Source organism: Mesorhizobium sp. M2E.F.Ca.ET.209.01.1.1 (assembly GCF_004010375.2).
Lineage (GTDB): Bacteria > Pseudomonadota > Alphaproteobacteria > Rhizobiales > Rhizobiaceae > Mesorhizobium.
Genome location: NZ_SADP02000017.1, coordinates 71,588 through 87,561 on the forward strand (window position 1 = coordinate 71,588; position 15,974 = coordinate 87,561).

Consider the following 15,974-nt stretch of genomic DNA (forward strand, 5'->3'; position numbering starts at 1 on the left):
ACACACTTTTCCTGGAATTGCTCTGACATCCTCCTCATCCTCCACCCGGATCCGGGCTACGGCCCGGATCCGACCGGCAGCGCACGCCGGAAGCCTTCGCATCTCGGTTGTTCCGAATAACTCATGAAGTCGGTGCATGCGGCCGCCAGCATTGCCTGGTCGGTCATGCGCAGGGAGAGGGACCCATGGCGGCTCAGATTTTCTCGGCCATTTTCGTCATCATCATCGGCGTCGGCGGCTGTGTCGCCTATTTCTGGGGCGCCAACAAACTGCTCGATCTGGTCTTCCCGTCACGCGGCGTCTCAGGCAGCGCCGCTGTCGACAATCTGCGCCGTCAGGGCCTGGTGCGGCCCTGGCTGTTCGTTGGCCCGGCGATGATCATCCTCACCATCTATCTGATCTACCCGGTCATCGAGACGCTGCGGCTCTCCTTCCTCGATCGCGGCGGCGAGAATTTCGTCGGCCTCGCCAATTACCAGTGGGCGTTCGGCGACCATGATTTCCGCAACTCGATCTTCAACAACATCCTGTGGCTGGCAGTGGTGCCTGCGGCCTGCACCTTTCTCGGCCTGATCATCGCCGTGCTCACCGACAAGATCTGGTGGGGCACGATCGCCAAGAGCCTGATCTTCCTGCCGCTGGCGATCTCCTTCGTCGGCGCCAGCGTGATCTGGAAATTCATCTACGAGTATCGCGGCGAGGGCCAGGTGCAGATCGGCCTGCTCAACGCCATCATCCAGTATTTCGGCGGCCAGCCGCAGGTGTGGATATCGCTGCCGTTCTGGAACAATTTCTTCCTGATGATCATCCTGATCTGGATCCAGACAGGTTTTGCGATGGTCATCCTGTCGTCGGCGCTGCGCGGCATCCCGGAAGAGACCCTGGAAGCGGCGGTCATCGACGGCGCCAATCCGTTCCAGATCTTCTGGAAGATCATGGTGCCGCAAATCTGGGGCACCATCGCGGTGGTGTGGACCACCATCACCATCCTGGTGCTGAAAGTGTTCGACATCGTGCTGACCATGACCAACGGCCAATGGAACAGCCAGGTGCTGGCCAATCTGATGTTCGACTGGATGTTCCGCGGCGGCGGCGATTTCGGCCGCGGCGCTACGATTGCCATCATCATCATGATCGCGGTCATACCGATCATGATCTGGAACATCCGCCAGGCCAACAAAGAGACGGGAGGGCATTGAGATGGCCGCGTCCACCGGAAAGTCCTTCGCCAGCCGCTTCGGCGTTCATATCGCCGTGCTGGTCTTCGTGGTCATCTGGACCATCCCGACACTCGGCATCCTCGTCTCGTCGCTGCGCGACAAGGACCAGATCATCGCGTCGGGCTGGTGGAATTCCTTCGCCAGTTCCAGCCAGACCGAGGCCGGACGGCTGCCGGCCGCCTCGGCGCAGACGCAGAAGGACGGCAAATATGTCATCGAGGGCAATGTCTTCGGCGACGGCGCCAAGCGCGACATCAGCGCCTTTGGTGTCAAGGCGGCGGCGCCGACGCAGTACAAGGCCGGCACGGCGGCCGATCTCGGCGACGGCGTCACCTTGCAGGTGAATGAGGATGGCAGCTTCGTGCTCGCCTCGCCGAAGCCATTCGAAGGCGACCGCGGCCAGCGCGTCTATTACGCCTCCTCGGCGCCGCCGAAATTCACCACCGAGAACTACGATGCGGTGCTGTTTTCCGAAGGCATCGGCCGCTCCTTCATGAACTCGCTGACGGTGACCATTCCCTCGACGGTGATCCCGATCCTGATCGCAGCCTTCGCGGCCTATGCGCTTGCCTGGATGCGGTTTCCGGGCCGTGCGCTTCTGATCGCCGTGATCATCGGCCTGCTGGTCGTGCCGCTGCAGATGTCGCTGATCCCGCTGCTCAAGCTCTACAACGGCGTCGGCACCTTCTTCGGCGTGCCGTCCAAGACCTATCTCGGCATCTGGCTGGCGCATACCGGCTTCGGCCTGCCCTTCGCCATCTACCTGCTCAGGAGCTACATCGCCGGCCTGCCGCGCGAGATCATGGAATCGGCGCGCATCGACGGCGCCAGCGATTTCGAGATCTTCGTCAAGATCGTGCTGCCGCTGTCGTTCCCGGTGCTTGCCTCCTTCGCCATCTTCCAGTTCCTGTGGGTATGGAACGATCTTCTGGTGGCGATGGTTTTCCTCGGCACGGCGCCCGATCAGATCGTGCTGACGGCCAAGCTCAACGCGCTGCTCGGCTCACGCGGCGGCAATTGGGAGATCCTTACGACTTCGGCATTCATCACCATCATCGTGCCGCTGATCGTGTTCTTCTCGCTGCAGCGCTATTTCGTCCGCGGGCTGCTTGCCGGCTCGGTGAAAGGAGGTTGAAGACATGCAATCGGCTTTGAAGGCGACTTCGAGACCAGACCCCGCCCCAGACCCTGCCATCGACCGCGACTGGTGGCGGGGCGCGGTGATCTACCAGATCTATCCGCGCTCCTACCAGGACTCCAACGACGACGGCATCGGCGACCTGAAAGGCATCGTGCAGCGCTTGCCCTACATCGCTTCGCTCGGCGTCGACGCCATCTGGATCTCGCCCTTCTTCAAATCGCCGATGAAAGATTTCGGCTATGACGTCTCCGATTACTGTGACGTCGACCCGATGTTCGGCACGCTCGCCGATTTCGACGCGCTGGTGACGGAGGCGCACCGGCTGGGGCTCAAGGTGATGATCGACGAGGTGCTGTCGCACACCGCCGACATCCACCCCTGGTTCAAGGAAAGCCGATCCAGCCGCAACAATCCGAAGGCCGACTGGTATGTGTGGGCGGACGCCAAGCCCGACGGCACGCCGCCCAACAACTGGCTGTCGATCTTCGGCGGTTCGGCCTGGCAGTGGGACACCAGCCGCCAGCAATATTACATGCACAATTTCCTGGCCGAGCAGCCCGATCTCAACTTCCACAATGCTGAAGTTCAGGACGCGCTGCTCGACATCACCCGCTTCTGGCTGGAGCGCGGCGTCGACGGCTTCCGGCTGGATACGATCAATTTCTATTTCCACAGCCAGGGGCTGGAGGACAATCCGCCACTGCCGCCGGAACAGCGCAACGACCAGACCGCGCCCGCGGTCAACCCGTACAACTACCAAGACCATATCTACGACAAGAGCCGGCCGGAAAACCTCGGCTTCCTCGAGCGCTTCCGCGCGCTTCTCGACGAATATCCGGCGCAGGCCGCCGTCGGCGAGGTCGGCGACTCCCAGCGCGGCCTTGAAGTGGTCGCCGCCTACACCGCCGACGGCAAGCGCGTGCATATGTGCTATTCCTTCGACTTCCTGGCGCCGGAGAAGATCAGCGCGGCGAAAGTGCGCGCGGTGCTGGAGGCGTTCGGCACGGTGGCCAGCGACGGCTGGTCGTGCTGGGCCTTCTCCAACCACGACGTGATGCGGGTCGCCTCGCGCTGGGCCGCCAACGAGGCGGACCCGACCGCCTATCTCAAGGTGATCTCGGCGCTGCTGATGTCGTTGCGCGGGTCGGTCTGCATCTATCAGGGCGAAGAGCTCGGCCTTGGCGAGGCCGAGCTGAAATTCGAGGACCTGCAGGATCCCTACGGCATCCGCTTCTGGCCGGAGTTCAAGGGCCGTGACGGCTGCCGCACGCCGATGGTGTGGGAAGCGGCCGCCAAGAATGGCGGCTTCTCGGCGGCGAAACCCTGGCTGCCGGTGCCGGGAAGGCACCTGTCGCAGGCCGTCAACGTGCAACAGGGCGACGCCAGCTCGCTGCTCGAGCACTACCGCCGCTTCCTCGCCTTCCGTCGCCAGCACCCGGCGCTGGCCAAGGGCGAGATCGACTTTATCGCAAGCGACGGCGATACCGTCGCCTTCACGCGCCGCGAGGGCAGTGAGCGGATCGTCTGCGCCTTCAACCTCGGCAGCAAATCCGCCGAAATCGATCTCGGCCAAGGCGCGCTGCAGCCCTTGCCCGGACATGGCTTTTCGGGACAGACTGGCAGCGGGCCGGTCCGCCTCGGCGGATACGGCGCCTGGTTCGGGCGCATCGACTGAACTTCTAAGACAGCAATCAACGGGAGGAGACAAACATGGCCGATGTCACGCTGAACCAGGTGAAGAAGTCATACGGCAACCTCAACATTCTCCACGGCATCGACCTCGACATCAAATCGGGAGAGTTCATCGTCTTCGTCGGGCCATCGGGCTGCGGCAAATCCACCTTGCTGCGGTCGATCGCGGGGCTCGAGGAGATCACCGGGGGCGAGTTGAAGATCGATGGCGAGGTGGTGAACGACGTGCCGCCGTCGAAGCGCGGCATCGCCATGGTGTTCCAGTCCTATGCGCTCTATCCGCACATGACGGTCTACGACAACATGGCCTTCTCTATGAAGATCGGCAAGGAAAGCAAGGCGGAGATCGACAAGCGGGTGCGGCAGGCGGCGGAAATCCTGCAGCTGACCAAATATCTCGACCGCCTGCCCAAGGCGATGTCGGGCGGCCAGCGCCAGCGCGTCGCCATCGGCCGCGCCATCGTGCGCAACCCGAAAGTGTTCCTGTTCGACGAGCCGCTTTCGAACCTTGACGCAGCGCTGCGCGTCGCCACCCGCATCGAGATCGCCAAGCTGAAGGAATCGATGCCGAACACCACGATGATCTACGTCACCCACGACCAGGTCGAGGCGATGACGCTGGCGGACCGCATCGTGGTGTTGAAGGAAGGAGTTGTCGAGCAGGTCGGCACGCCGATGGAGCTCTACAAGCGGCCCGGCAATCTGTTCGTCGCCCAGTTCATCGGCTCGCCGGCGATGAACATATTGCCGGCGAAGATCGAGAAAGCCGGCAACCCGACCGTGGTCAGCCATGTCGGCGACCGCAAGGCGACGGTGCCGATCGCGACGCCTGCCTCGGCGAATGGCGCCGCGGTCAGCTTCGGCGTGCGGCCGGAGGATCTCTTGATCGCCACCGGTTCCGATTACCTCTTCGAGGGCAAGGTCGACTATATCGAGCAGCTCGGCGAGGTTCAGCTCGTCTATATCGATATCGGCCGCGCCGACCTGCCGCTGGTCGCCAAGCTGCCGGGCAATGTCGAGGTCAAGCGCGGAGAGACACTGCGGCTCAACGCCAGCGCCGGCGATCTGCATATCTTCGACGCCGACGGCCATTCCTTCACGCTGCATCGCGAAGAAGCGAAGGCGGCCTGAGCGGACAGAGCCGCCACGGCAAAGAAAAAAGCGGCGGGCCTTGGCCCGCCGCTCCTGTTTTAAATCACGGTCGGCTGTTAACGATTGCCGAAGTGATCGCGGTCGCTGCCCTGCGGCGCCGACTTCTGCGCGTCGCCCGAGTTCAGCAGCTTGTAGACCGGCGAACCGGTGCCGATCGACGAGGTGCGGGTCGTATCCACGGCCGGAGCCGGCTGGTTGACGCCGCTGTTGTTGTAGTTGTCGCTGCCCGCAAAAGCGGCCGTGGAAACGGCCACGAGAGCCGCGGTGGCAAGAACGATCTTTTTCATCTTAGGGACTCCTGAATTTCTTGATCCGACCGAGACGACGGGCAAGCCGGTCGCCGGTTCGACGTCGGCTGTTAGTTGTTACCGAAAAGGTTGCGGTCGGCGCCCGTGGTGACAGGCTTCTGTTCAGCCGGTTCGGACTTGCGGACCGAGGCCGTGTAAGAAGAGTCGACGGTGGCCGCCGGCTGATTGGCAGCCTGCGAGTTGTAATTATCGCTACCGGCAAAGGCGCTGCCCGAAATGGCCAGAAGGGCGGCGGCAGTGAGAACAATCTTTTTCATTTTTGCTACTCCAGTATTTTTATTCCGTCCGTCTAGCGGCGTGTCTTGGGAATGAAATCGCGTCGTTCGGACAGCGCTCATTTGGGTAAGCCGATCGCCGGATTCCAATCACGAAGTTTTTTCGTCTGGACCATGAATCCGCATCTTGAAGTTTTTGATAAGCATGCCTATGACCACATTTTTACTCAGTTTTATCAATGGTTTATGCGATCTATGCAGTTGGCTCACCAAGTGTGTCGGAGCGCCAACGTTCACAGCGCTCTGCACGCACCGTCAACAGAAACGAACCGTTCGGTTCGATTTTAGAATCTGCTAATAGTCACTTTTTGATACTGTTAACCATCCAAGGCCTCCCGAACCTCGTCCCCGGAAGCGGGGGCAAGGCGAAAAAGACGGGAACCGGCACCGTGAATACGGCGTCCATTGTCGCGCCGCATGGATGCGATGTCGTTTTCATGCCGACGGGAAACCGGCTGTCGTGGTTAGATCAGGCCATCTCAGGTGCCGCTTCGTCGCGACGACGCGGAGAATTGGGAAGCCGGTCGAAATCCGGCGCTGCCCCCGCAACGGTGGTGGAGTGAAGTCGCAACGGGAGACCACTGGGCCATGGGCCTGGGAAGGTGTTGCGACTGCCCGCGAGGGCAACTCCAAAGCCCGGAAACCAGCCCGAGACATTTGGAACTCGACTGATCGCGGTGGGCGGTCAAGAGGCGGACGGCGCGCGCCCGGCCCTGCCGGTGGCGGTCGTTCTTCTCCATCACCACCAGTTCAGTCCTTGATGCGAGGACAGGACATGGATGCGCGTAACGACATGCTGAGGCTCCTGCAGAGCCGTAAGCCGGGCTACTCGCTTGAGCAGCCCTTCTATACCGATCCCGATTATTTCAAGCTCGACATGGAGCTGATCTGGTATCGTGACTGGTTGTTCATCGGCCATGATTGCGAGCTGCCGAAACCAGGCAGCTACATCACCGTCCAGGTCGGCGACTATCCGGTGGTGCTGGTCCGCGACCAGAAGGGAAGGATCAACGCTTTCCACAACTCCTGCCGGCATCGCGGCAGCCGCGTGTGCAACACGGACAAGGGCACCGCCGCCAAGCTGGTCTGTCCTTACCATCAGTGGACTTACGAGCTCGACGGGCGGTTGCTGTTTGCGCGCCAGATGGCGGAAGGGTTCGACAAAGGCCAGTTCGGCCTGAAGCCCGTGGCCTGCGAAAGCGTCGGCGGCTACATCTTCATCTGCCTGGCAAAGGAGCCTGCCGACTTCGCGCCCATGCGCGCCATGATCGAACCCTATCTCCTGCCGCACCGGCTGAGCGAGGCGAAGGTCGCGTTCGAATCGACGATCGTCGAGAAGGGCAACTGGAAGCTCGTCTGGGAAAACAACCGCGAATGCTATCATTGCGCCGGCAACCATCCGGAACTGTGCAAGACTTTTCCGGAAGCGCCGACGGTGACAGGCGTGCAAGGCGCCGACAGCGATCCGGAAATGCTTGCGCACTGGGCGAAATGCGAGGCGGCGGGTCTGCCGAGCCGGTTCCGGATCGATCCGGCCGGGCAATACCGCGCAACGCGCGCGCCGCTGCTGCGCGACGCCGTCAGCTACACGATGAGCGGCAAGCGCGCCGTGACGAAAAACCTGTCCGCCGGCGTCGCCACCGACCGTATCGGCACGTTGATGCATTACCACTACCCGACCACGTGGAACCATATCCTCATCGACCACGCCGTCACCTTCCGTGTGCTGCCTATCAGCGCCACCGAGACCGCGGTGACGACGAAATGGCTGGTCCACAAGGACGCGGTGGAAGGCGTCGACTACGATCTGGCAGAGCTCACCCATGTCTGGACCGAGACCAACGATCAGGACCGCCGCATCGTCGAGGAAAACGCGCTCGGCATCCTGTCGCCGGCCTACGAGCCTGGTCCCTATTCCGAGCTGCATGAGGGCGGCGTCATCCAGTTCGTCGAGTGGTACGCCTCCTTCATCGGTCCGCGCCTTGCCGAAGGCGGTCGCCCGGCGCTGCGCAGCGTCGCCTGAAGGCCGAGGAGGTGAATGCGATGACGGATCTCGGCCTCTATCGCCATCTCGACGAGATGGCGCCGTGGAACGACAGGCTGCAGGTGCTGGAAGTGATCGGCGTCAGCGACGAGGCGCCGCAGGTGAAGACGTTCACCTTCCGCTCCGACAATCAGACCTGGTTCCGCTACAAGCCGGGGCAGTTCGTGACGCTGGAATTGCCGACGGCCGACGGACCGCTAATGCGCACCTACACGTTGTCGTCCTCGCCGTCGCGGCCGTTCTCGATCGCAGTGACGGTGAAAGCGCAAGCCGGAAGCGTCGGCACGCGCTGGATGTTCGACAATCTGAAGCCCGGCGTCCATGTGAAGGCCTACGGGCCGGCCGGCGATTTCTCGCTGCACAGCCATCCGGCGGCCAAATATCTGTTCATTTCGGCCGGATCCGGCGTCACACCGATGATGTCGATGCTGCGCTGGCTGAACGACTGCGCGCCCTGGACCGATGTCGGGTTCGTCAACTGCGCGCGCCGGCCGGAAGAGATCATCTTCCGCAAGGAGCTCGAACTGCTCGGCAGCCGCATGCCCGGCCTGTCACTCGGCTTCATGATCGAGGAGCGGTCGAGTCGCGAGGGCTGGTTCGGTCATATGGGCCGCATCGACGCGATCCGGCTGCCGCTTCTGGCACCTGATTTCCGCGAACGGGAAATCTTCTGCTGCGGGCCCGACCCTTTCATGCGTGCCGTGCGACAGATGCTGGAGGCCGCCGGCTTCGACATGAGCCGCTACCATCAGGAGAGCTTCGCGGCGCCGGCCGTGGAAGCAGTCCCGGCGCCGTTCGCGATGCCGGCCGGCGAGGACGCCCAGCCGCCCGCCGAAGCGGTGACGCCGGTCCGCTTTTCGCTTTCAAACGTCGATGCGGAATGCGTCGCCGGACAGACCGTGCTGCAGACGGCGCGCTCTTCAGGCGTCAGGATCCCGGCGGCCTGCGAGTTCGGTCTCTGCGGAACCTGCAAGGTGAAAAAGGTCTCGGGCGACGTCTCGATGAGCCACAATGGCGGCATTCTCGATCACGAGATCGATGACGGCTATATCCTGGCCTGCTGTTCGAGGCCGCTGTCGGCACTGGACATCGAGGCCTGAAGGCTTACCGGTCGAGGCGAGGACCGTTGCGGGATCATCCTCGCCGGGATCATGCTTCTAAACGCCGTAGCGCTCGGTGCGGATGATTTCCGCCGGAACGCCGGCGCCGATCAAGGCGTCGGCGGCGGCCGAGACGAACGCGTTCGAGCCGCAGACATAGGCGAGCCTCGGCGCCTTGGGCAGGCGCTCGACGGCCTGCGCCATCATGCGGGCGTCGACGCGCCGGGAATAGTCGGAGGGGCGCCTCGCCGGCTCACGGGTCAGCGTCAGCACCAGGTTGAATCCGTCAAGCCGGTCGTCCAAGCCGATCAGTTCGTCGCGAAAGATGACCTCGTCCCAGATCCGCGCCGAAAACACCAGCGCGACCGGCACCGCCTTGTTGCGCAGTGTGCGATGGCGCACCATCGCCATCAGCGGCACGACACCGGAGCCGCCGCCGACCAGAAGGATCGGCCCGCCGTCGCTCTCCTCCCAGATGAAATGGCCGCCAAGCGGGCCGCGCAGCTCGATCTCGTCGCCGACGGCGGCCACGTCGTGGAAGAAAGGCGAGACCTCGCCATCGTCGAGCCGCTCGATCGCCAACTCGACGCCGCCGCCTGCTTCCGGCGCCGAGGCGATGGAATAGGAGCGGCGCGCCTGATAGCCGTCCGGCGCCGTCAGCCTGATGTCGACATGCTGGCCCGCCAGATGGGCGAAAGGCCGCGACGGCTGGAACCAGAAGCTGGTGACGCGCGGCGTGCGTTTTTCGATGCGGGTGATGGTGGCTGCCTGCCAGGGCGACTGCGGCGACGGCTCGGCACTCATGGATTGCCCCTCACGGGTCGAGCTCATGGATCGCTCGAATAGCGCTGCTCGCGCCACGGGTCGCCATACATGTGATAGCCGCGCAGCTCCCAGAAGCCTGGTTCGTCGCGCTCGGTGAACTGCAGCCCGTTCACCCATTTGGCCGATTTCCAGAAATAGAGATGCGGCACCAATAGCCGCGCCGGCCCGCCATGATCCGGCGTGATCGGCTTGCCTTCATAGAGCAGCGCCACCATCGCCTTGCCGGTGACGAGGTCCTTGGTCGGGACATTGGTGGAATAGCCGTCAAAGGACAGCGCCAGCGTGTAGGCAGTCGGCGGCTCGATACCGGCATCGGCGAGGATGTCGTCGACCATCACGCCTTGCCACGGCGTGTTGAACTTGGTCCAGGCCGTCACGCAGTGGATATCGCGCGTCATCTTGCTTTGCGGCAGGGCGTTGAACTCGGCCCAGTTCCATTTCTTGATTGGCTTGGGTCCCTGCTTGAGGGTGAAGGACCAGTCCTCGGTGCGCACGCGCGGCGTCGGCCCTGCCGAAAGCACGGGAAAGCCCTGCTCCAGATACTGGCCGGGCGGAATGCGCGCGTCAGTGTCGGAAGGAGGACGCCGTCCGGAAAAGAAGCCGCGCGTGACCATCGAGACATTCCTCGTGCCGGATTGATCGACCGCAGCGAGTGTTCTCGAATACGCCTCGGGGGGCAACAGAAATATTGAGGCAGGGCCCGCCGGAGATGCCGGCAGGCCCTGTCGAAGCGCTTCTCAGCCGGCGGCGAAGGGCACGGCGACGAAGATCTGCGCGTCGCCGCGATCCACCAGCAACAGCACCGACTTCTTGCCCGACCTGGCCGCCTCGGCGATCGCCTGGTTCGCCTGTCTGGCGTTCTTTACGGGTGTCTGGTCGACGCCGACGATGACATCCCCCGGCTGGAGGCCCGCTGCCGAAGCCGCCTTATCCGGATTGACGCGCTCGATCACGGCACCGTGCTGGTTCTCGGCAAGGTTGAGTTCTTGCCGGATATCGGGAGTGATATCGGTAAGCCCGAGACCGAGCGACGGCACGCCTTGGCCCGCTGACGGCTTGCCGCTCTCGCCATTCGAGGCGGTCTGCACCTCGTCGGTGTTGCGACCCACGTCTGCGGAGACCTGAACCGCTTTGCCCTTACGCCAGACGTCGACTGTTTCCTTGCTGCCGGGCGGGACATCCGCCACGGCGCGCGACAGGTCCTTCGGATCCTTGATCTCCTGGCCGCCAAAGCCGGTGATCACATCCCCGACTTCAATGCCCGCCTTGGCCGCAGGCGAGCCCGGAGTGACCGACGAGACCAAGGCTCCCGCAGGGTGGTCGAGGCCAATGGCGCCGGCAACATCCGGCGTGACCGGCTGGATCTGAACGCCGAGATAGCCATACTCGATGTCGCCGCCCTTCATCAGCTTGGCGACGACCTTCTGGGCCTGATCCGACGGGATAGCGAAGCCGACGCCGACGCTGCCGCCGTTGGGCGAATAGATGGCGGTGTTGATGCCAACCACGTCGCCGTGGATGTCGACCAACGGCCCGCCCGAATTGCCGTGGTTGATCGGCGCGTCGATCTGAATGAAATCGTCGAACGGCCCGCTGTGCAGGTCGCGGCCGCGCGCCGAGACGATGCCGGCGGTCACGGTAGTGCCGATGCCGAACGGGTTGCCGATCGCCAGCACCTGGTCGCCGGTCATCAGCTTGCTGGAATCGCCCCACTTGACGGTGGGCAACGGCTTGTCTGCCTTGATCTTGAGTACAGCCAGGTCATGCTTCGCGTCGTGGCCAACCAGCTTTGCCGGCAGCTCCGTGCCGTCATCGAGCGTCACCTTGATCGAGGTGGCACCGTCAATGACGTGGTTGTTGGTTACGATTGTCCCATCGGCGCTGACGATGAAGCCGGAGCCCAGAGCTTCGCTGCGTGGTGCTCGCTGCGGCGGCGTCTTGGGCATCGGGATGCCCTGGTCGCCAAAGAATTGCCGGAAATAATCGTCGAAAGGCGAGTTGCCGTCGAAAGGCGAACCCTCGCTCATGGCGTCCGCTTGGCCCTTCATCATTGTCGTGATTGTTACGACTGCCGGCTTCGTGGTGGCGACAACGGGAGCGAAGGAGCCATTAGGCGCGGTGACGCCGGCGACCGGAGTTTGGGTGGTCGCGACGGCGTTACTCAATCCGGCGTTGTTTGCGCTCTCGGCAAAGGAGCCAATAACAGGAGAAATGATCAGCGCAGCGCCCAACAGGGCCGCGACGCGATGTCTGCGAAGAATGCTTGATGGTGACATGGTCGTTTCTGTCCGGGCGAGAGGTTGATCCAGCGCCGCAGGCGCTTCTGGAAGAGCGCCCGTCAACGTGTCGGCGACCGGGAATGCCTGCCTCGCCGCACATGGCAGCCGGCCGGATCGACGATGGACATTTAGGAAGCGGAACGGCCTGAATCAGGGCCTTTGGATGACCTTACAAAGATTTAATTCAGAGACCGCTTACGAACCGCTCGCGCCGGCGCAGGTAGGACGAAGCCATTGCGCGCATGCGGGCGGCATCGAAGCTTGGCCCGTGACCGCCCAGGCCGATGCGGATCGACAGATCGAGCAGGCGCTGCATGGTGCGGCAATAGGCCGTGCGGTCGGAATCCGGCAGGTCGTCGATAAGCATGCCGTCATAGATGGCGTCGCCGGCAAAGAAGAGGCCGTCGGCCTCGTCGAAGAGCCCGATGGAGTCCGGCGAATGCCCCGGCAGATGCAGCACGCGGAATTTCCGGTCGCCGAGATCGACTTCGTCGCCCTCATCGAGCATGCGGGTCAGCGGCGCGGAAGGAATGCGATAGTCAGCCGCCTTCCAATCCGGCGCCGGCAGTTTCGAGACGGCGCCGTCGAGATTGTGGAACATGTAGGCGTAGGTGACGGCATCATCCATGCCGTCGAACTCAGCCGCGCTCATCTTAGGCCCCATGCGCAGCGGGAATTCGTGCAGCGAGCCGACATGGTCGAGATGGATGTGCGTGGCGACGACGATGAGCGGCTTGCCGGCCGGCGTGTCGATCTGAGGCGCCAGCGGGCGGATGCCCATGCCGGTGTCGACCAGAAGGTCCGCGTCGCGGCCCTTCAAATGCCAGATGTTGGCGCGCACGAAATCATGCACGAAGGGCTCGGTCAGCATCGTCGTAGCGGCATCGACTTTCGCCTTGCCGAACCAGTCGCCGACCTCGAGCTCGGGCATCGAGCCGCCGGCCATCAGACGAACGGCTTCCCCACCTTGTATTTTTCCGGCACAAGCCGCTTCAGATAGGCCATGCCGGCTTCCGAAAGCTGGTTGGCGTCCGGCTGCATGAAATCGTCTGGCATATGGCGGGTCTTGCCGGCCACCGCCTTCAGCGGCACTTTCTTCAACACTGTCTTCGACCCGTCATACTGGATCGCCACCGAACCGCCACCTTCGCCGGCGACGGCGACCGCGAAGGCGCCGGCATCGAAGGCCTCCTTGGCGTCGACGGCGCTGATGGCGCCGACATAGCCGCGCGGCATGTAACCCAGTGCGTCGACCCGGGCACGCTTCCCCGGCAGGCCTTCTGCCAATGCACGCTCAAGTGCTGCCGGCAGGTCGCTGCCCGACAGCTTGACGTTGCCGTGCTGGTCGCGCTCGAGCTTCTCCGGCGGCACCAGGCTTTCGACCAGCGCCTTGCCGTCGGCGGTGCTGACGCCCTCCGAGACGGCGACAATGCAGCGCTTGTGGCGATCCAGCTTTTCGCGCACTTCATCGATGAAGCGCTTCGCCGAGAAGGCGCGTTCCGGCACATAGACCAGATGCGGGCCGCTGTCGGGATCGAGCTGCCAGGCGGCGGCTGCGGCGGTGAGGAAGCCGGCATGCCGGCCCATGACGATGCCGACATAGATGCCGGGCAAGGCGCGGAAATCGAGGTCGACGGAGAGGAAGGCGCCGGCGACGAACTCGGCCGCCGAGATGAAGCCCGGCGTATGGTCGTTCTCCTCGAGGTCGTTGTCGATGGTCTTGGGCGCATGGACGAAGGCGATCGAGCCGCCGGCGGCATCGGTCAGGATCTGCTGCGTGCCCGAGGTGTCGTTGCCGCCGATATAGATGAAGGCGTCGGCGCCGGCCTTTTTCAGGCCGTTAAGGATGACTTCGCAATAGGCGGCGTCCGGCTTGTCGCGCGTCGAGCCGAGGGCTGCGCTCGGCGTGCCGGCAATCAGCCGCAGCCGGTCCTCGGGGATGGCGGAGAGATCGACATAATTGCCGTCGCGGATGCCACGCACGCCATGGATCGAGCCCAGCACCTTGGCGCCCGGATGGCGCTTGCGGATTTCCAGCGTGGCGCCGACGACCGTCTGGTTGATGACGGCGGTGGGGCCGCCGCCCTGCGCGATGACGAAGGTTCCAGCCATGCTCGTTCTCTCCCGAAGCGAAGGTTTTCAGGGCACCTTCGCCTGTCTTGCGGCATCGCGCAACGGAAGAGTGGGCTTGACGGAACGATCAGACTACGACGACCGGGTTCTTCTTGGAGACGCGGCTGTAGAGGTCGATGATGTCCTGGTTGATCAGGCGCACGCAGCCCGAGGACATCGCCTGGCCGATGCTCCACCATTCGGGCGAACCGTGGATGCGGTAGCCGGTGTCCTTGCCGTTCTGGTAGATGTAGAGCGCCCGGGCGCCGAGCGGATTGGTGAGGCCGCCGGGCTGGCCGCCCTGCCATTTCACCAGTTCAGGCTTGCGCTGGATCATTTCCGGCGGCGGCGTCCAGACCGGCCATTCGCGGCCATACTGGATGTTGGCGCGGCCCGACCAGCGGAAGCCGTCCTTGCCGATGCCGACGCCATAGCGGATGGCGTCGCCGCCCGGCTGCACCAGATAGAGCATACGTTCCTGCAGGTGGACGACGATGGTCCCGGGCGCCTCGCCGGTCTTGTCGACGACGATCTGGCGGCGGAACTGCGGTTTGACCTTCTGCCACGGCACCGCCGGCACCTCGAAACCGCCATCGGTGAGCGAGGCGTACATCACATCTGGCCCGGTGATGTTCTTGTCGACGCTGATCGCCGGACGCATGGGCGGCACGGAACCGGTGACGGTGTTGTCAAGCTGCATTTGCGGCAGGTCGAGCGTGTCCGTGGTGCTGCAGCCGGCGAGGCCGAGCACCGCCATGGCGCCGGCACCCGAAAGCACGGCGCGGCGGGAAAACTGAATTTCGGTATCGATTGCGGCGCCGTTGGAAGGCGGCGTCAGACTTTGCGGCAACTCGCGCATACACCAAACCCTACGCTGCCGGCGGGAAGCACGGTCCGGCCGGATAAGGGCATTTTCGCCAGTCATGGTTGAAAAAGGGTGAAAGCGCGGACGTCCGGCTTAACCCTAACGGATCGTTGCGGCGGCCAACGAGCCCGGGGCACAGGCGCCGAAGATTTTTCCAACGGCCTCTTTACATTCTCGCGGACCCCAGGATTTATCCTGTTCTTTGCGCTCAAGGAGCAGGGAAATGTCCTTCGAAAACTGGGCTGCCTTCGCCGCCGCCTCTTCCATCCTTCTCGTCATTCCGGGCCCGACGATCCTGCTGGTCGTCTCCTATGCGCTGGGCCAGGGTTGGCGCACCGCGCTGCCGATGGCGGTGGGCGTCGCGCTGGGCGACTTCACCGCCATGACGCTGTCGATGCTCGGCATCGGCGCGCTGCTCGCGGCTTCGGCCACCGTGTTCACCGTGCTCAAGGTGATCGGCGCCGGCTACCTGATCTATCTTGGCATAAAACTGTTCCGCGCCGGCGGCGCGCTGAAGGCGGAGCCGCGTACCGACGCGGTATCGGCGGCACGGATGATGGCTCATGCATGGCTGGTGACGGCGCTGAACCCCAAGAGCATCACCTTCTTCGTCGCCTTCCTGCCGCAGTTCCTCGACCGGCATGCCGACTTCTGGACGCAGATGCTGATCTTCGAGACGACCTTCCTGACCTTGGCCTTCGCCAACGCGTTCGGCTACGCGCTGGTCGCGTCGAGGGCGCGCGCCATCGTGCGCAACCCGAAGGCGATCCGCATCTTCAATCGCACCGGCGGCACGCTGCTGGTCGGCGCCGGCATCGCCACGGTGGCGATGCGCTCGGGGAATTGAGGCGGCGTACAGCCCGGCAGGCCGGAGGCACTATCGACCACGGGTTGGCGGCTTGGATGGCGATGCTTTAGGATCGAGCTCCAAACAGCAAATTCGCGATCGTCGAAGGACACC

15 protein-coding genes and 1 riboswitch are annotated in these 15,974 nt (G+C 63.6%); of the genes, 7 read left to right on the forward strand and 8 right to left on the reverse strand.

Features of this window, described 5'->3' with window-relative positions; translation table 11 throughout:
• Nucleotides 1–185: 185 nt before the first annotated feature.
• From EN852_RS26480 to ugpC, 4 genes are read left to right on the forward strand one after another with little or no spacing between them, the layout of a single operon-like run.
• Nucleotides 186–1,199, forward strand: a complete 1,014-nt coding sequence (locus EN852_RS26480; RefSeq protein WP_127878553.1) for a sugar ABC transporter permease — start codon at nucleotides 186–188, stop codon at nucleotides 1,197–1,199.
• A 1-nt stretch (nucleotide 1,200) separates the two neighbouring features.
• Nucleotides 1,201–2,355: a carbohydrate ABC transporter permease gene (locus tag EN852_RS26485; protein ID WP_127878555.1), complete on the forward strand. Its 1,155-nt coding sequence runs from the start codon at nucleotides 1,201–1,203 to the stop codon at nucleotides 2,353–2,355.
• 4 nt (nucleotides 2,356–2,359) lie between these two features.
• Nucleotides 2,360–4,036 carry an alpha-glucosidase gene (locus tag EN852_RS26490; RefSeq protein ID WP_127878557.1) on the forward strand — a complete coding sequence of 559 codons (1,677 nt, stop codon included), beginning with the start codon at nucleotides 2,360–2,362 and terminating at the stop codon, nucleotides 4,034–4,036.
• Nucleotides 4,037–4,071: 35 nt separating this feature from the next.
• Complete coding sequence (ugpC, locus tag EN852_RS26495) at nucleotides 4,072–5,184, forward strand: sn-glycerol-3-phosphate ABC transporter ATP-binding protein UgpC (RefSeq protein ID WP_127878559.1); 1,113 nt, start codon at nucleotides 4,072–4,074, stop codon at nucleotides 5,182–5,184.
• A gap of 77 nt (nucleotides 5,185–5,261) precedes the next feature.
• Here the strand turns inward: ugpC and EN852_RS26500 are convergent, their stop codons facing one another.
• Together EN852_RS26500 and EN852_RS26505 are read right to left on the reverse strand one after the other, a co-directional pair.
• On the reverse strand, nucleotides 5,262–5,492 hold the full coding sequence (locus EN852_RS26500) for a DUF680 domain-containing protein (RefSeq protein WP_127878561.1): 231 nt from the start codon (nucleotides 5,490–5,492) through the stop codon (nucleotides 5,262–5,264).
• 71 nt (nucleotides 5,493–5,563) lie between these two features.
• On the reverse strand, nucleotides 5,564–5,770 hold the full coding sequence (locus tag EN852_RS26505; RefSeq protein WP_127878563.1) for a DUF680 domain-containing protein: 207 nt from the start codon (nucleotides 5,768–5,770) through the stop codon (nucleotides 5,564–5,566).
• Nucleotides 5,771–6,252: 482 nt separating this feature from the next.
• Nucleotides 6,253–6,455, forward strand: a riboswitch (cobalamin riboswitch).
• A gap of 108 nt (nucleotides 6,456–6,563) precedes the next feature.
• Between EN852_RS26505 and EN852_RS26510 the strand changes: the two genes are divergently transcribed.
• Together EN852_RS26510 and EN852_RS26515 are read left to right on the forward strand one after the other, a co-directional pair.
• Nucleotides 6,564–7,811, forward strand: a complete 1,248-nt coding sequence (locus EN852_RS26510; protein ID WP_127878565.1) for an aromatic ring-hydroxylating dioxygenase subunit alpha — start codon at nucleotides 6,564–6,566, stop codon at nucleotides 7,809–7,811.
• Nucleotides 7,812–7,831: 20 nt separating this feature from the next.
• Entirely contained in the window at nucleotides 7,832–8,932 is a 1,101-nt protein-coding gene (locus tag EN852_RS26515) for a hybrid-cluster NAD(P)-dependent oxidoreductase (RefSeq protein ID WP_127878567.1), read from the forward strand.
• 57 nt (nucleotides 8,933–8,989) lie between these two features.
• On the opposite strand, the gene EN852_RS26520 is transcribed toward EN852_RS26515, so the two are convergent.
• The 6 genes from EN852_RS26520 to EN852_RS26545 form a co-directional block, all read right to left on the reverse strand.
• On the reverse strand, nucleotides 8,990–9,763 hold the full coding sequence (locus EN852_RS26520; protein ID WP_246694406.1) for a ferredoxin reductase: 774 nt from the start codon (nucleotides 9,761–9,763) through the stop codon (nucleotides 8,990–8,992).
• The gene (locus tag EN852_RS26525; protein ID WP_127878568.1) at nucleotides 9,760–10,371 is read right to left on the reverse strand and encodes a sulfite oxidase-like oxidoreductase; all 612 of its coding nucleotides are present in this window, start codon (nucleotides 10,369–10,371) and stop codon (nucleotides 9,760–9,762) included. Before EN852_RS26525 ends, EN852_RS26520 begins: the two co-directional genes overlap by 4 nt.
• 123 nt (nucleotides 10,372–10,494) lie before the next feature.
• Nucleotides 10,495–12,033: a DegQ family serine endoprotease gene (locus tag EN852_RS26530; RefSeq protein WP_127878569.1), complete on the reverse strand. Its 1,539-nt coding sequence runs from the start codon at nucleotides 12,031–12,033 to the stop codon at nucleotides 10,495–10,497.
• A 187-nt stretch (nucleotides 12,034–12,220) separates the two neighbouring features.
• Complete coding sequence (locus EN852_RS26535) at nucleotides 12,221–12,982, reverse strand: MBL fold metallo-hydrolase (protein WP_246694407.1); 762 nt, start codon at nucleotides 12,980–12,982, stop codon at nucleotides 12,221–12,223.
• Nucleotides 12,982–14,148, reverse strand: coding sequence for a diphosphate--fructose-6-phosphate 1-phosphotransferase (locus tag EN852_RS26540; protein WP_127866656.1), 1,167 nt, complete (start codon nucleotides 14,146–14,148; stop codon nucleotides 12,982–12,984). The genes EN852_RS26535 and EN852_RS26540 overlap by 1 nt, the downstream gene beginning before the upstream one ends.
• An 88-nt stretch (nucleotides 14,149–14,236) precedes the next feature.
• Complete coding sequence (locus tag EN852_RS26545; protein ID WP_246694408.1) at nucleotides 14,237–14,905, reverse strand: L,D-transpeptidase; 669 nt, start codon at nucleotides 14,903–14,905, stop codon at nucleotides 14,237–14,239.
• 331 nt (nucleotides 14,906–15,236) lie between these two features.
• On the opposite strand from EN852_RS26545, the gene EN852_RS26550 reads away from it, so the two are divergent.
• Nucleotides 15,237–15,860 carry a LysE family translocator gene (locus EN852_RS26550; RefSeq protein WP_127878573.1) on the forward strand — a complete coding sequence of 208 codons (624 nt, stop codon included), beginning with the start codon at nucleotides 15,237–15,239 and terminating at the stop codon, nucleotides 15,858–15,860.
• Nucleotides 15,861–15,974 lie beyond the last annotated feature (114 nt).

Bases quoted from the DNA above. Each gene is read 5' to 3' on its own strand.
- EN852_RS26480 (WP_127878553.1), top strand. From the start codon at position 186: ATGGCGGCTCAGATTTTCTCGGCCATTTTCGTCATCATCATCGGCGTC.
- EN852_RS26485 (WP_127878555.1), top strand. From the start codon at position 1,201: ATGGCCGCGTCCACCGGAAAGTCCTTCGCCAGCCGCTTCGGCGTTCAT.
- EN852_RS26490 (WP_127878557.1), top strand. From the start codon at position 2,360: ATGCAATCGGCTTTGAAGGCGACTTCGAGACCAGACCCCGCCCCAGAC.
- ugpC (WP_127878559.1), top strand. From the start codon at position 4,072: ATGGCCGATGTCACGCTGAACCAGGTGAAGAAGTCATACGGCAACCTC.
- EN852_RS26500 (WP_127878561.1), bottom strand. From the start codon at position 5,492: ATGAAAAAGATCGTTCTTGCCACCGCGGCTCTCGTGGCCGTTTCCACG.
- EN852_RS26505 (WP_127878563.1), bottom strand. From the start codon at position 5,770: ATGAAAAAGATTGTTCTCACTGCCGCCGCCCTTCTGGCCATTTCGGGC.
- EN852_RS26510 (WP_127878565.1), top strand. From the start codon at position 6,564: ATGGATGCGCGTAACGACATGCTGAGGCTCCTGCAGAGCCGTAAGCCG.
- EN852_RS26515 (WP_127878567.1), top strand. From the start codon at position 7,832: ATGACGGATCTCGGCCTCTATCGCCATCTCGACGAGATGGCGCCGTGG.
- EN852_RS26520 (WP_246694406.1), bottom strand. From the start codon at position 9,763: ATGAGCTCGACCCGTGAGGGGCAATCCATGAGTGCCGAGCCGTCGCCG.
- EN852_RS26525 (WP_127878568.1), bottom strand. From the start codon at position 10,371: ATGGTCACGCGCGGCTTCTTTTCCGGACGGCGTCCTCCTTCCGACACT.
- EN852_RS26530 (WP_127878569.1), bottom strand. From the start codon at position 12,033: ATGTCACCATCAAGCATTCTTCGCAGACATCGCGTCGCGGCCCTGTTG.
- EN852_RS26535 (WP_246694407.1), bottom strand. From the start codon at position 12,982: ATGGCCGGCGGCTCGATGCCCGAGCTCGAGGTCGGCGACTGGTTCGGC.
- EN852_RS26540 (WP_127866656.1), bottom strand. From the start codon at position 14,148: ATGGCTGGAACCTTCGTCATCGCGCAGGGCGGCGGCCCCACCGCCGTC.
- EN852_RS26545 (WP_246694408.1), bottom strand. From the start codon at position 14,905: ATGGCGGTGCTCGGCCTCGCCGGCTGCAGCACCACGGACACGCTCGAC.
- EN852_RS26550 (WP_127878573.1), top strand. From the start codon at position 15,237: ATGTCCTTCGAAAACTGGGCTGCCTTCGCCGCCGCCTCTTCCATCCTT.